Annotated in this window: 13 protein-coding genes and 1 pseudogene; 5 read left to right on the plus strand and 9 right to left on the minus strand. The window is 73.9% G+C overall.

The window, feature by feature from the left end:
• Positions 1-23: 23 nt before the first annotated feature.
• The 4 genes from AOK09_RS25895 to AOK09_RS42475 all read right to left on the minus strand — a co-directional run bounded on the left by AOK09_RS25895 (position 24) and on the right by AOK09_RS42475 (position 3,996).
• Positions 24-854: a heavy metal-binding domain-containing protein gene (locus tag AOK09_RS25895; RefSeq protein WP_217698484.1), complete on the minus strand. Its 831-nt coding sequence runs from the start codon at positions 852-854 to the stop codon at positions 24-26.
• Between the two features lie 94 nt (positions 855-948).
• A complete protein-coding gene (locus AOK09_RS25900) occupies positions 949-1,971 on the minus strand; it encodes a heavy metal-binding domain-containing protein (RefSeq protein WP_055589652.1) in 1,023 nt (340 codons plus the stop codon).
• Positions 1,972-2,097: 126 nt separating this feature from the next.
• Positions 2,098-2,838, minus strand: a complete 741-nt coding sequence (locus AOK09_RS25905) for a class I SAM-dependent methyltransferase (protein ID WP_055589653.1) — start codon at positions 2,836-2,838, stop codon at positions 2,098-2,100.
• A 222-nt stretch (positions 2,839-3,060) separates the two neighbouring features.
• Complete coding sequence (locus tag AOK09_RS42475) at positions 3,061-3,996, minus strand: hypothetical protein (RefSeq protein WP_245687481.1); 936 nt, start codon at positions 3,994-3,996, stop codon at positions 3,061-3,063.
• 805 nt (positions 3,997-4,801) lie between these two features.
• Here AOK09_RS42475 and AOK09_RS25915 point away from each other — a divergent pair.
• Positions 4,802-5,875, plus strand: coding sequence for a hypothetical protein (locus AOK09_RS25915; RefSeq protein WP_055589654.1), 1,074 nt, complete (start codon positions 4,802-4,804; stop codon positions 5,873-5,875).
• 207 nt (positions 5,876-6,082) lie between these two features.
• On the opposite strand, the gene AOK09_RS25920 is transcribed toward AOK09_RS25915, so the two are convergent.
• Positions 6,083-6,613 carry a hypothetical protein gene (locus AOK09_RS25920; protein ID WP_055589655.1) on the minus strand — a complete coding sequence of 177 codons (531 nt, stop codon included), beginning with the start codon at positions 6,611-6,613 and terminating at the stop codon, positions 6,083-6,085.
• Positions 6,614-7,410: 797 nt separating this feature from the next.
• A complete protein-coding gene (locus AOK09_RS25925; protein WP_055589656.1) occupies positions 7,411-9,024 on the minus strand; it encodes a peptide chain release factor 3 in 1,614 nt (537 codons plus the stop codon).
• A gap of 407 nt (positions 9,025-9,431) precedes the next feature.
• Between AOK09_RS25925 and AOK09_RS25930 the strand changes: the two genes are divergently transcribed.
• From AOK09_RS25930 to AOK09_RS25940, 3 genes are all read left to right on the plus strand, one after another.
• On the plus strand, positions 9,432-9,794 hold the full coding sequence (locus tag AOK09_RS25930) for a peptidoglycan-binding domain-containing protein (protein WP_055589657.1): 363 nt from the start codon (positions 9,432-9,434) through the stop codon (positions 9,792-9,794).
• A 201-nt stretch (positions 9,795-9,995) separates the two neighbouring features.
• A complete protein-coding gene (locus AOK09_RS25935; RefSeq protein WP_055589658.1) occupies positions 9,996-10,286 on the plus strand; it encodes a hypothetical protein in 291 nt (96 codons plus the stop codon).
• Between the two features lie 47 nt (positions 10,287-10,333).
• On the plus strand, positions 10,334-11,035 hold the full coding sequence (locus AOK09_RS25940) for a (2Fe-2S)-binding protein (protein ID WP_055589659.1): 702 nt from the start codon (positions 10,334-10,336) through the stop codon (positions 11,033-11,035).
• Between the two features lie 28 nt (positions 11,036-11,063).
• Here the strand turns inward: AOK09_RS25940 and AOK09_RS25945 are convergent, their stop codons facing one another.
• Positions 11,064-12,113, minus strand: coding sequence for a cation diffusion facilitator family transporter (locus tag AOK09_RS25945; RefSeq protein ID WP_055589660.1), 1,050 nt, complete (start codon positions 12,111-12,113; stop codon positions 11,064-11,066).
• A 46-nt stretch (positions 12,114-12,159) separates the two neighbouring features.
• Between AOK09_RS25945 and AOK09_RS40435 the strand changes: the two genes are divergently transcribed.
• On the plus strand, positions 12,160-12,360 hold the full coding sequence (locus AOK09_RS40435; protein WP_157876040.1) for a hypothetical protein: 201 nt from the start codon (positions 12,160-12,162) through the stop codon (positions 12,358-12,360).
• Positions 12,361-12,502: 142 nt separating this feature from the next.
• Here AOK09_RS40435 and AOK09_RS25950 read toward each other — a convergent pair whose 3' ends face one another.
• Together AOK09_RS25950 and AOK09_RS39445 are read right to left on the minus strand one after the other, a co-directional pair.
• Positions 12,503-13,657, minus strand: a complete 1,155-nt coding sequence (locus AOK09_RS25950) for an aminotransferase class V-fold PLP-dependent enzyme (protein WP_055589661.1) — start codon at positions 13,655-13,657, stop codon at positions 12,503-12,505.
• A gap of 162 nt (positions 13,658-13,819) precedes the next feature.
• A pseudogene (locus AOK09_RS39445) lies at positions 13,820-14,020 on the minus strand (response regulator transcription factor); the annotation flags it as partial.
• Positions 14,021-14,408 lie beyond the last annotated feature (388 nt).

Below are 14,408 nucleotides of genomic sequence, written 5' to 3' on the forward strand. Positions count from 1 at the left end.
GGCCGGCGGTCGTCACCAGCTTTTCAGCCGTCCAGGCTGAGCACCATGGTGGGGCGTTCGATCTCGTGGTCCTCGCGGAGCGGCCGCACGGCCGTGCCGATCGAGAAGAACTCGGTGGTGTGGCCGCCCCAGCGGTGGTTGTGGGCGTTCAGCTGCACACCCACGATGCCTTCGGCGTCCAGTTGCTCGGCCTCGGCCTGCATCCTGGCCATGGCCAGTTCCCTGGCGTCGTAGAGCGCCTGGGTGAACTGCTCGATCTCCACGTTCTTGCCGAAGTTGGAGAACACCGCGCCCATCCGCTGGTGGGCGATGTGGTAGACGCAGGTGCCCATGACCATGCCGAGCGGGGCATAGCCGGCCCGGATGAGCGTCCAGAAGTCCTGACCGGAGAGGTCGGAGGTGAAGGGCAGGCCCTTGTTGTTGCGCCAGCCGGTGCCCCCGGGGGCCGGCTGGTCGGCCTTCACGGCGGTGCCGATCGCGATGAACTCCGCGATGTCGTTGCCGAACTCGCGGGCCTCCACGCTGAGCCGCACACCCACGATGCCGTCGGCTCCCAGCTGGGCCGCCTCCGCCTCCATCCGGGTCATCGCAAGCTCGCGGGCGTGGTACATGGCCTGGCTGAGCGTCTCCAGCTCCTGGTTCTTGCCCCAGCGGCCGATCTGGATGCCGACGTGGTAGATGGAGCTGCCCAGTACCAGGCCGATGGGCTTGAACCCCGCCTCCCGGACGAGCAGGAACTCATTGACCGAGAGGTCGCTGGTGAAGATCGAACCGGGTTTGCCCGGCTCCAGCTCCGCCAGCCGCCGCATGGCATCGGCGGGAATCCCCTGGGTGTTCGGGTCGGTACTGGTCATCTCGCTCCCCTGGTCACCGGCATCTGCTCACCGCTCACTGGCTCTCCTGCCGCCGTCTCCGGCGGGCCGCCGCTTCCGCACACCCCGGTGGAGGTCATCCCTGACCGGCCTCCTCCTGGAGCTCCCTGAGCAGGCGGCGGTACTCGGCGGGGTCCCCGTAGGGGGTGGACGCGACCGCGTCCAGCCTGGCGCGCAGCCGCTCCCCCCGGCGTCCCAGCGGCAGCACGGTCAGTGTCCGCTGCGGTGGGGCACCTGTCCGGAACCGGGCGATCGCCGTCCCCACCATGGTCGCCTCGACCAGGTGGTCCTCCTGGTCGGAGCCTCCTCCCGAGTTCGCCCGGATGCAGGGCTCCCGCCAGACCCGCATACCGCCGGAGGCGAGGACGACGCCGTCGCCGCCCCGGCCGAGCCCCTGGACGTGCAGCTGGTGCCGGGCGTCCGAGCGGACCTCGTGGACCAGTTCGCTCCATCCGGTGACCTCGGCGTTGCGGAAGGAGAAGGAGTTGGACAGCGACCGGGTCGTGAAGTCGTCGTGGCGCACCCCGACGGACATCCCCACCAGCAGCTCCACGGGCACCCAGCCCGCAGCCACCAGTTTGGCGAACCCCTGGCCGTCCAGATGGCAGGTGAACGGCTGCCGTGGCCGCACCTCGCCGCGCGCCCGTACCGCGGTGCCGATGACCTTGAACTCCAGGCAGTTCGGCTGCGCCGGGAACGGGGCCATGGTGAGCTGCGCCGCCACCACCCCGTCGCCGCCCAGCGCCGCGCACTCGGCGGTCATCCGGCCGAGCGCGGTGCGGCGCGCCTGGTCGAAGACCTGGACCAGCCCGGCCGAGGGGGCGCCGCGGCCGGACAGGGCGACGGGGGCGTGGGACTTGGCGAAGGCGAAGCCGGCACCCTGGTAGAGGCAGTCGTGGTAGCCCCAGTACCGGCCGCTGCGGCCGATGTGGTGGACGGTCGAGCCCATCACCTGACCCACCGGTTCGAAGCCCACCGAGCGGAGCGCGGCGAACTCACCGGTCGACAGCGCCGACGACCAGGTCCCGCTGCCGCGGACCTCGGCCATCCGCTCCGCGGCCGCCGGCGGCAGTCCGCCCCCGTCCCATGGCACCGACATGTCTCGCATCCGCCTCCGGTCCCCCTCGACTGCGCGGCCTCCGCACTCGCGGGGCCGGTCACCGCAACGGTACGCGCCCGGCACGGCCGTTCACCGCGCCCGGGCCCAACTGATCCACCAGCAGGTTCAGGCAAGGACCAGAAGGTCCATCCAACTGGTCGCGGCGGCGTCCGGATCGGCGGCCGCGGCTGCCCTGAGGCGGGCCATGCCCTCCTCGAACTCGGCGTCGGGCAGCGCCCGGAGCTTTGAGTCGGTGTCACGGCGCAGCGAGGCGGCGAAGGCCGCCAGGGTGGGTGCGCTCCGCTGTGGCAGTGAGCGCAGCGACACCCTGGTGAAGCCCGCCGTCGCGAAGTCCTGGCAGACCTGCTCGACGGTGGGGTAGCTGTCGACGATCCGCGCCGTCCCGGGGAAGAAGCGCACCCTCAGGTCGCGGTCGCAGCGGCCGGGGAAGGCGTTGCGGATGAGGACCGGCGCCCCCGGTCCGAGCGCACGGCGCAGTTCGCGGGCGGCGGCCCCGATGTCGCCGATGTGGTGCAGGACCGAGCCCAGCCAGGCGGCGTCGGCGCAGCCGTCGGGCACCGGCAGCGCGTCGGCGCGCCCGTCGAGCGCCTCGATGCCGTCGGCCGCGGGGATCAGCGCCCGCATCGCCTCGGCCGGTTCGACCGCGAGCACCCGGACGCCGAACCAGTCCCGGAACGCGGCGGCGAACCCGCCCGTCCCGGCGCCCACGTCGAGGACGGTCGCCCCGGGCGCGAAGGCGGGCACCTCGGCCAACGCCGCACGCCACGCCTCAAGACCGTCGCGCGGTATCTCACGGGCCGCCCGGTAGTCCTCGGCGGCCCGGCGGTCATCGCTGGTGGGGGGCATCTTCTCCTGCCTCTTCCTGCTTCCCGTACCGTTCCGTTGCCGGCCGGGCCGGTCCGCCGGCCGGGGCCGCGGGTGATCACGGCGGCATGGTGCCACATCCCCGTCCGCCGGGGCGTGGTGGTCCGTCAGTCGGCCACCCCTCGGCGCTCGGTGGCTCCCCGTCCCCGGGTACGGCGGCTCCGCCGCACCCCGCCGAGGGCCGCACCGGCCCCGTCGGGCCCGTCAGACGGCGGCCGGGCGGGTCCGGAGCCAGTAGGACCGGGCTGCGAGGAGCAGTGCGACGCCGTAGACGGCGAAGGCGCCGATCCCGATCCAGCTGACCAGCAGGGTGTCCGACTCCGTGGGGAAGTCACCGCGGGGGACGGTCAGCACGCCGGCGGAGCCGAGGGCGAGGTAGCCGGCGCCGATCACTCCGTAGGGTGCGAGGGTGGCGGCGCCGACCAGCGCGGGAGCGAGGGGAAGCCAGCGCGGCACCCGCCTGCCGTGCAGGACGGGGGTCCACCGCGGGAAGGTCAGGCCCCACGGGCGGGTGAGCCCGAAGAGCAGCAGCACGCCCAGCACCGCGAGCAGCGCGGTGGCGTCCAGCCCCTTGGACTCCAGGGTGAGCCACAGTCCGGAGGCCCCGTTGCGCCGGGAGATCGCGAGCACCTGCGCGCCGTCGAGCCCGGCGAAGGTGCCGCCGAGCGCCCAGGTCGCCTTCATCGCCGCATAGGGGACGAAGGCCGCCGTTCCCAGGTAGGCGGCCAGCCGGATGCGGCGGGGGGCCACGGAGGATCCCCGGTCGGCAGTCGGGCCGCGGGAGGCGCCGGAACGGGACGCGGCACCGAGCACGACCACCCCCAGCATCCCGAGGGCATGGTTGACGGCGGCCACCGCACTGTCGACGCGCTGGCTGACGGCCAGTGTGATCATGTCCATCAGCAGGCCGAACGCGGAGACTGCGGAGAGGGCGCAGGCCGTCCGGAGCAGCAGCCGCGTCCCCGGCCGGGCTCCCTTCCAGGCCTCGGCCGCGACGGTGGCCGCCGCGCATGAGGCCACGGCCACGACCAGCCAGTCCAGGCCGACGGGTCCGGGCTCGGTGGCCCGGTAGAGGAGTGGCACCCCGGTGAGCGCGCAGACGAGCGCGAATCCGCCGTGCAGCAACGCCCAGCCTGCCACGGCTTGCCGGGTCCGGCCCGGCGGCGGTTGCCACCGGGTCCGCGGGGACGTGCCCCGTCCCTGTGCGATGTCGTGCATACGGCCAATCTGGCAGTCGTCCCGGTACGCGGCATCCGCCACCGGGCCGAGCTGTGATGCCCCTGCCGCATGAGGGTCGCCGTACGGTCTCCGCCTTGCGGATGAGACGCTCGCGGCTCCCAAGCCGTATCCGACGAACCGTCAGACTTATGGTCACACAACACCTTTGGTGGCTGAGGCACGTATATGCGCACCTGACCGTCCGCTCGACGTGCCGTCGCCGGACGGATCTCCGGAACCCCTCAACCCTGCGACGACGGGCCCGACTTGGCCCTCCTCACGACGCCCCGGCGCGGGCCCGGGCGGGCGGTGAGCCGCCTCCCGCCGTACGGGCGGCCCACACGTCCGGGCGACCTCGGCGTCGCGGCGCATACCGCGACTCGCCGGGCGGACGGAGAAGTTGCCGCCCCTCGGCGACGGGTGCTCCCATGGAGGGGAGCAGTGGGCCTCCCCCGGGCCCGGTCCCCGGCCACCGGCCGGGGACCGGGAGGGACCTGCTGCACGCGGCCGAAGTCCCCCGCAGGTCCAGCCGGACCGGGCCCGGCTCCCCTGGACGGCCGGTCCGGTGCGGGCTGCCCGACCCCATGCCCGCATCCGGCTCCCTCGCCCGGGAGAAGGCACCGGCGTGTCGTGGAACCGCATCCTCCTGGCAGCGGTCCCTTCAGATCAGGGACGTAGTGGGACACAAACGCCCTCCAGTACATCGAACCGACCTTGGGGGAATGTCATGACTTCCGCTGACCAGAAGCAGGCGGTGCGGCGCGTGGCCGCGGGCTCCGCACTGGCCCTGTCCGCAGCACTCACCCTGGTGGGTGGATCGGCTGCGGCAGCGCCCGTCACCCCGGCCCCGCCGAGGGCGCACACCGGCTCCGCCCCCGCGTGCGGCGCGGCGGCGCACCCCGTACGTCGTGCCGCCGCCACCACGGGACCCGCCGACGGACGGGCGCAGGCCCCGGCCGGGAACGCGGCGCAGCAGATCTCCTACCGGATGCCCGCCCAGGCCCCGATCGGCCTCTGGACCACCTCGGCGGTGACGCTGCGCGCTCCCGTCTCCAAGGGCACTGTGCACCTCGATGTGACGACCACCGGATTCAGCACCGACTCACTGGCTCTCCAGCGCTATGTGCCCTCCAGCCGCAGCTGGGTCGATCTGGCCGTCCGCTCCGACGGGGGCGGTCTTCCGGCGCATGCCGACTTCAGCTTCCCGGTGACCGCCGCAGCAAGTGCGGCCCATCCCTACACCGTCGCTCTGCGGCTCCAGGACCTGGACCGTCCCGGCACACTGAAGGTCGCCGCCTCGGTGGCCGACGGCCGAGGCCACACCTATCGCGCACCGGTCCGCACCGCCGCGGCGACCCGTCCGGCGGTCTCGGTGGCCGGCTGGCGGCGGGGCGCCACACTGCTGCGCGGCGGTGCGCCCACCGCGTTCACGGTCACGGTGCACAACACCACCGACCGGGCGTATCCGGGGCTGACCGGCGTCTTCAACGCCTACGGCCAGAACCGGAACGTACTGCGGCCCGCAGACCTGGTGCTCCAGCAGTACCGGGCGGGCCACGGCTGGAAGCGGATCGCGCTCACCCCCGACGGGTGCGACCCCGGCATGTTCGCGGTGCTGGCCGAACCCGCTGAAGGTCCGCTGGCCCCCGGCGCCACGGCCGTGTACCGGCTGCGGCTGGCCGTCGCCGCCGGCGCGCCCGGCGATGTGACCCACGCCGACGCGGGGCTCTCGGTGGGTACCGGAGACATGGCGTCCTTCTTCTCGCAGGACCTGTCGTTCGCCATCGGGAACCGCCGGTAGGCGGGCCCGCGGCGGACCGTCGGCCACTGCCCGGCGGCCCGCGGCCGTGTCGCGATCGCTTCCCGGCCGTGGGCTCCGCGGAGGCTGTCACGGCGTCAGTTCCGCCAGGTGGAGCAGCAGATCGGCCTTCGGCCGAGACCCGGTCCTCGCGCCGAACGCCCGCCGGCCGGTGCCGCCCGGCGCCGGACGCCACCGGCCGCGCCGCCGTCAGCCGATGCCGGTGACGCTCAGAGCCGTGGTCCAGTTGTTCTTCATGGCGGTACGCGCGGCGGACAGGGTGATCCGGCCGTCGCAGACCGCGTTCTTGAGCTTCGTCTCGACGCCGTCCTTGGTGTGGGCGGTCTGCGTGCCCGAGTACGGCTCCGGCCACAGGTTCCCGGGGTCGCGCGGGGATCCACCGAGCTCCAGCGGGATGAAGTGGTCTTCCTCGTAGTCCGCCATGTTGGTGTCCGCGTAGCCGTAGTCGATGATGCCCTGGGCCTTGAGCGGGTTGGTGTAGGTGGTGGGCGGGCGGACGGTCGCCGTCCAGCCGGACACGCAGATCGTGGAGTTGATCGTCGACTGGGTGACGGCGGAGTTGTACACGCCCGGGGTGCACGTCGGGTCCGGCAGGGGCAGACGGGACTGCGAACAGGTCGCGGCCTGCGCGGTGCCGGCGCTCACGCCGAGGATGAGTCCGCTGGCCGCCAGGGTGAGGGCGGCGGGGACGGCGGTCGATATTCGAGCGAGGGAGCGCATGAGAACCTCATTCAGGTCATGTCCATGACATATATGGACATCCGGGGCCGGAAACAGTGGTTCGAGGTCCGGCCTGCGCCACCGAGCAGGGTTCCGGCGGCGAGGACGGCGGCGCCGAGGGGATGCACGCACCGCAGAACAGGGCGTTTGCGGGCATGGCGAAGTACTCCCGTCGACAGGGGGGAGGAGCTGTGCGCGGTGCTCGACAAGGATGGGGCCATCCCCATCTATGCGGGTAGATGTGTGCAGTGAATTCTGCATGGCCATGGCATTTCTGAACACCACCGCATCCCTCGGCGACCCCCCGCAGACCGCTGCCCCGGACCGGTGGAGAGGCACGGCCCGGGGCAGCGACGACTCGCACACGGGCGAGCGGGGATCCGGCGGAGGTCGGCGCGGGCGTCGCGGCGGCGACGGCCTGCAGGCCGCCGTCCCGCATCCGGCGGCCGCGTTCATCGAGGTGGCCGTCGACGCGCCGGTGTCGGCACATGTCGTGACGTACCGTCACACGGCGCAGGTATGCGACTGCCCCACCCGGGTCCGCTCAGTGGCGGACAGTGAGCACAGAGCGAGGCCGCGCCCCCGAGGGCTCCGCACCGACGGGCCGGCAGGACTTACGGTGCTGCCGCCCCGGCCGGAGCGCGCCACTCAGGGCGCCCGGAATGCGGCCCACCGCGGAACGGCGTCACGCCGGACGGACAACCGGGACAGCAGGCCGGGCGGTGGGGCACCGCGCCGGGCACGGTGCCGGACCGGAACCGGGCTCGCCGGTCCGGGCCGGACGGACCCGGACGGCCTCAGTCAGCCGTGGCGATCAGCGGCTGCAGCAGGACGTCGGGGTTGGCCCGCTGGAAGGCGTTGAGGTGCCACTTGTCGGCGAAGAGGGCCAGCAGCACGTCGTCCGAGCGCCGGGTGAGCACCTCGCCGTCGGTGAGACGGGCCTTGGCCAGTACGGCGGCACCCTCGGGATCGGTGACCCGGGCCAGGCGGTAGGAGAGGTGGTCGAGCGTGATCGGGGAGGAGAACTCGTGCTCCATCCGGTGCAGCACCACGTCGAACTGCATCGGGCCGACCGCCGCCATCACCGGCGCCTGGTCACCGCGCCGGTCGGAGACCAGCACCTGGACCACGCCCTCCTCGTCCAGCTGCGAGACACCCTTGCGGAACTGCTTGGAGCGGCTGATGTCCTTCGGCCGGGCCACCGCGAAGTACTCGGGGGCGAAGGCGGGCAGCGGGGGGAACTCCGCCTTCCTGCCCGTGTAGAGGGTGTCGCCGACCCGCAGCGCGCTCGCGTTGATCAGGCCGACCACGTCACCGGGGTAGGCGGTGTCGACCACGGTGCGCTCGGCCCCGAAGACCGTGTGCGCGTACTTGGTGGCGAAGGAGCGGCCGCTGGCCGCGCGGGTGACGTTCATCCCGCGCTCGAAGGCGCCCGAGCAGACCCGGACGAAGGCGATCCGGTCGCGGTGGGCCGGGTCCATGTTCGCCTGGATCTTGAAGACCACTCCGGAGAAGTCCTCGCCGACGTCGCGGCTGCCGCCGTTCGCCAGCGGACGGGGACCGGGGGCCGGGGCCAGGTCCACCATGGCGTCCAGCAGCAGCTTCACACCGATGTTGGTCAGCGCCGCCCCGAAGAAGACCGGGCTGATCTTGCCCGCCTCGAAGGCCTCCTGGTCGTAGCCGGGGCCGGAGGACAGCACCAGCTCCAGCTCCTCCAGCGCGGTCTCCCAGGCCTCGCCCTCCTGCTCGGCGGCCTGCTCGGAGGTGAGCCGCTCCTCCAGGGCCGCATGGGTGCCGGCGGGCACCTTGGTGTAGCGGAGCATCTGCTCGGTGTCCTCGGCCTGCACCAGGCCCCGCAGGTTTCCGGCGTTGCCGACGGGCCAGACCACCGGCACCGGGGTGATGCCCAGGTGGGTCTCGATGTCCTCGAGCAGGGTGAGCGCCTCGCGGCCGCGGCGGTCCCACTTGTTGATGAAGGTGATCACCGGGACGCCACGGTGGCGGCAGACCGCGAACAGCTTGCGGGTCTGCTCCTCCAGGCCCTTGGCCGCGTCGACCAGCATGATCGCGCAGTCGACGGCCGCCAGCACCCGGTAGGTGTCCTCGGAGAAGTCGGCGTGGCCCGGGGTGTCGACCAGGTTCATCACATGGCCGCGGTGGTCGAACTGCAGCGCCGCCGAGGTCACCGAGATGCCGCGCTCGCGCTCCAGCTCCATCCAGTCGCTGGTCACACCGCGCCGGCCGCCCTTGGCGTGCACCGCGCCCGCCGAGGTGATCGCCCGCGCGTGGAGCGCCAGCGCCTCGGTGAGGGTGGACTTGCCCGCGTCCGGGTGGCTGATCACGGCGAAGGTCCGCCGGCGGCCGGCCTCGTTGAGGACCTGAACGACGGGGATGGACTTCTCGATGCTCATATGTGTCCTCGGGTACGGCTGCACATCAGGCCGGTGACGCCTCTCCGTACCTGTCGGCCCGGCCTTCCGATCCGCCGGTCCAGGGAGCAATTCTAGTGGCTCGGCCCGAGTGGTCGGCGGGAGTGCCGCAAGGACGCCGCCGGGCCGCCCGGCGCTCCACGCGCCGGCGCCTGCACGGCCGTGACATCCCGCGGGTGTCCCCGGTGCCGGAGGACCGCATGAAGGCGTCCGCGGCGGGCGGACGAACGTCCGGGTCCACGCGGGTCGGCGGCATGGCACCGGCGCGCCGTCCCCCGCCCCGCATGCGGATCCCCCGCTCTCCCCGCAGACTGGTGGCGTCCGTACCGGGCCCGCCGCGTCCATGACCGGCGGTCGGCGCACACGGCCTTACCGGAGGGTGAGCTGCGATGATCCGTCTGCGGTTGGGTGCCCTGGGCGCGGCCCTGCTGACCTGCGGGGCGCTGGCGCTGTCGAGTCCCGTCCAGGCGGCGCCGACGGGGCCGGACTGTGCGTACACCTCGACCTCGTACCGGGCCACGCTCTCCCTCGGCCAGACCGGAGCCGGAGTGCGGCAGGCCCAGTGTCTGAGCAATGTGTGGGGCGGAGTGCCGAAGCTCACGGTCGACGGCGTCTTCGGCACCCGGACGCTGAAGAAGATCGAGTGGATCCAGGGCTGCCACGGTCTGAAGGTGGACGGAGTGATCGGCCCGGAGACCTGGCAGGTGCTCTACCACCCGGCGCTGGACTGCTACCTCCCCTATCCCGTCTGACCGGCGGCGACCGTGCGCCGCGGCCGCGGACGGCGGGCACCACGGCGACGGCCGGTCACGGCGGCCGCGGCCTCACGGGGCGGCGTTGACGACTTCGCGCGGACCGCCCTAACCTCCCGGACAGTCGCGGCCGGTACGGGCCGCGCCCACCCCGGTCCGTACCGCCGGGGGTGCGCCGGACGCTCCAGGGAGGGCTCCTGCATGAGCGGTCCGTCCGCGCCCGCCGCCTTTCCCCTTGCCGTCCCCGGCACCCGGGCGGCGCCCCTCCGGCTCGGCGCTGCGCTGGTCGCACCCGCCGTCCGTCACGCCGTCGGCGCCTACGGGGGCGCACTGCCGGCGTCCGGCAGTGACGCGCGCGTCCATGGTCCGGTACAGGTCCTGCTGCGGGGCGCACTCCCGCTGGTCCCCGGCCCCAGGGCGCACCGCTCGCTCCGGCCCCCGGCAGCGGGAGGCACCGACCCGGCGGGCACACCCGGGCCGAGGGCCGCGTGAGCGCGCCGGCCGACGGGGAGGGAGCCCCGCCGCGGGAGCCACTCGCCGTGCTGGGACCCTACTTCGCCCTGGAACGACACGATCCCGGGCTGCCGCCGGCCCCGCCGTGGCAGTCGATGGCCGCCCTGGGCCTGGACCCGGCCGTGTCGGCCGACCGGGTGGCCACGGTACGGGCGCTGCTCGCCGGCGGCGGCCGGCCAGCCGAGGCGGTGGAACGACGGGTCGCCGCCTCGGTCGTCCATCTGGGCCTGGTCGCCCGGATCGCCTCGCCCGTGCTGGCCCTGGCGGTGCTGGAGGGACGGGTACGGCCGGTCCGGCTCGCGGATCTTCGCTGGCAGCCGCAGCCGGGCAGCACCTTCCCGCTGTCCCTGGCCGCGTCACCCGACTCCGCGCCGCCGGGCGGACCGGCCGCGCTCGCCCATGTCCTGGGCCGCACCCTGATCGACCTGGCGGCCGCCGAACTCGCCGCAGCGGTGCGCCCCCACGGTGTCTCCCGGCACATCGCCTGGGGCAACACGGCGTCCGCGCTGGCCGGCGCCACCGCCGTACTGGTCACCGCGCGGCCGGACTGCGCGCCCCGTCTGCACGCCGTCCTGGACGGGCTGTTGGACCACCCGTCGCTGCGCGGCACCGCGGCCCGCGGTCCCGACGGCCGTCTGCGCCGCCGCAGCTGCTGTCTGATCTACCGTGCGGCCCCCGGCCGCAACGGCCCGCTGTGCGGGGACTGCGTACTGGCCCGCGCCTCCTGACCCGGCGGCGCCGCCGCTGCTGTACCGCTCAGTGCTCGTGCGGGCCCGGACGGTGCACCGGCCCGTGGGTGTCCTCGTCCGGCCCGCACACCCGGTCGGGCTGACCGGTCGGCGCGGTGATCTGCAGCAGCTGCTCGTCTCCGTCCTCACCGACGTGGTCGACCTGGAGGGTGGTATGGGTGATCCGGTACCGGTCGCGCAGCAGCCCCTGCAGACGGCGGCGCACAGCGTGGCAGTCCCCGCCGGGCGGCACCAGGATGTGGGCGGACAGTGCCGGATGGCCGCTGGTGATCTGCCAGATGTGCAGGTCGTGGACCTCCGCGACATCCCCCGAGGCGGCCAGCTGGTCGCCGATCGTGTCCGGGTCCAGTCCGGCGGGGGCCGCCTCCAGGAAGATCCGCCCCGAGTCCCGTACCAGTCCGGCGCCCGCCCTGAGCATCAGGGCGACCACCACCAGCGACGCGATCGCGTCCGCACGGGCGAAGCCGGTGACCACCATCACGCCACCGGCTACGGCGGTCGCGATGAAGGCGAAGAGGTCCGTGAGGATGTGCTGGTACGCGCCCTCGACATTGAGCGACGTCCGGTTCGCCCTGGAGATCGACCAGGTGGCCGCCAGATTGACCGCCACCCCGGCCAGCGCGGTGATCAGCACCAGCGTCCCCGACACCTCGGGCGGGGCGATGAGCCGGCGGACGGCCTCGTAGGCCAGCCACACCGACAGCACCAGCAGGGTGGTGCCGTTGGCCATCGCCGAAAGGATCTCCGCCCGCTTGAGGCCGAAGGTGTAGCCGCCGCGCGCGGGGCGCTCCGCGAGCCGCATCGCCACCAGGGCCAGCAGGATCGAGGCGGCGTCGGTGAGCATGTGGGCCGCGTCCGAGATCAGCGCCAGTGAGTGCGCCAGCAGACCGACCACGACCTCGGCCGCCATGAAGACCGTGATCAGGCCCAGCGCCACCGTCAGCCAGGTGCGGTCGGCGTCGGCGGAGACCCCGTGGGCGTGCCCGGAGTGCCCGCCGTCGTGCCGGTGCCCGGCGGCGTGGTGGTCGTGGTCGTGCTCGTGCGCATGGGCGGTCACCCGGGTAGTCAAGCGCGAATCGACCGGATCTCCAAAGACCGCACCGGTGACCGTTGTCATTACCGCGATCATCCGTCCCCACGACGCCGTGATCCTGGTGTCCGCGGCCTGCGTCCGCGGCTCCGGCCTGTGGCCCCGCCCCGGCATCGCACCGGTCGCCGCCATCACCGCGACGGGCCATACGTACGTCGGCACCGTCGAGGAGGCACGGGGACGGCGGAGACCGTCATGCTCGGGGCAGTCATGAGCGGCGCCGGAGCCATCCGCGTCGGGGAAGGCGGAGGTCCCCGGATCGGGCGGCCCTCCACCGGTCACGGCCGCGGCGGGACGCCGGCGGTCACGGCCGACCGACCGGCCCCGGCCTCACGGCGGGGCCCGCACCGCCGGGGCTACCGCCCCGCGAGCAGCCCGGTGAGGGCGGTGTGCACGTCCTTGGCGGCCTCGGGACGGGTCGAGGCGTGCGGCGAGAGCCGCACCTGGCGGGCATGGACGGTCGCGCTGACGCCGTGCTCACGCAGGGCCGCACCGATCTCCGCGGGGGTGCGTCCGGGCAGGGCGAAGGTGAGGATCCCCGCCCGCCGCCCCGGTTCGCGGGGCGAGAGCACGGTGGCGCCCACCGACTCCACGGCGGCGGTCAGTTCCTCGACCCGGTCGCTGATCCGGCGCTCGATCCAGCCGGCGCCCACCGACTCCACCAGCTCCAGCGCTCCGGCGAAGGCCGCGGTGGCGACGGGGCTGAGGTTGGTGAGGGAGAAGTCCTCGACGCCCCCGGCCCGCTCGTGGAGGGTGCCGTCGTAGCGGACCGGGTCCTCGACGCCGGTCCAGCCGGTGAGCAGCGGCCGCACCCGCTCGGCGGCGCGCGGCGAGAGCGCGAGGAAGCCGGTGGCCCAGCCGGAGCGGAGCCACTTCTGGCCGCCGACGACCAGGATGTCGGCGGCGCTCCAGTCCGCCTCCACGGCGCCGAAGCCCTGGATGCCGTCGACCACCAGCAGCCGGTCCCCGGCCACGTCGCGCAGTGCCGCCAGGTCCGCCCGGTAGCCGGTCTGGAAGTCCACCGCGCTCACCGCCACCGCCCGGGTCTGCGGGGTCAGTGCGGAGCGCAGCGCGTCGGGGGTGGTCATGCCGCCGGACATGCGGGTCAGCGCGAGACGGACCCGGCCGGCCTCCTGGGCACGCGCCCAGGAGTAGATGTTGGCGGGGAACTCCCCGGCGCCGACCACCACCTCGGCCGGCCCGTCGGGTCCGGGGGCCACCGCGAAGGCCGCCTGCAGCAGGCCGGTGCTGGTGTTGGGCACGGTGATGACGTCACCGGCGGAGAACCCGGTGAGCCTGCCCACCGCGGCGCGGGCGCGTGCCTCGGACCGCATCAGCTCGTCCACGGTGGCCGGTCCGGCCTCGGCGGCGGCGGTGAGGGCGTCCGCGCTCTCCTTCAGCACCGTCCTCGACGGCGGGCCGAAGCGGGCGAAGTCCAGATAGCCGGCCGACTCCGCGAACTCGCCGAGGTACCGCTGCTGCGGGCCGGGGGCACCGGCGGCGCGGGTCACCGCGTACCTGGCCGGGTCCGGCGGTGTGCCTGTGTGCCGGACATCCGACCTCGCTTCCGTCGTCCCCGTCTGGTGCTCCGCGAGCATCCTAAGCGGTCGGATCCGCAGGCTCTTCGGCGGTTGACAGCGGTGGATCCTGCCGACCGCGTCGTCCCATGGACCTCAGAGCCGGCCGACGAGCCCTGACTCGTAGGCGATGATCACCAGATGGATGCGGTCCCGGGCGTTCAGCTTGGTGAGCAGCCGGGAGATGTAGGTCTTGGCGGTCGCGGGCGTGATGAAGAGTTCCGCGGCGATCTCGGCGTTGGAGCGGCCCAGACCGACGAGGGTGAGGATCTCGCGCTCGCGGTCGGTGATCGCGGCGGGCGTCGCGGGGCCGGTCTCGGTCCCCGCCCCCGGCCCGGGCCCCGCTGCGGGTGGGTGCGATCAACCGCCGGGTGGCCGGCGGCCACGACCCGGATCGCGGCGATGATGCCCTGAGCGGTCGGCGGTCACGGCCGTCCGGCGGGCCGTACGGGGGACGACCTGCCGGCTCCCGGTCCCGGACGCGGCGGTGGCCGCCACGGGGGTCCGTGGCGGCCACCGCGGGGCGGTCGGCTGCGGGCTGCTACGCCGTCACTCCGGTGCGGTCGCGCCGTGGTCGCGGTCATGGCTCCAGGGCTCGGGCCACGGGCCGGGGCCAGGGTGCGGACCAGGGCCGGGCCAGGGGCCAGGGCCGGGGCCGGGCCCCTGGCCCGGCCCTGGTCCGCAC

The sequence above is a fragment of the Peterkaempfera griseoplana genome, from assembly GCF_001418575.1.
Lineage (GTDB): Bacteria > Actinomycetota > Actinomycetes > Streptomycetales > Streptomycetaceae > Peterkaempfera > Peterkaempfera griseoplana.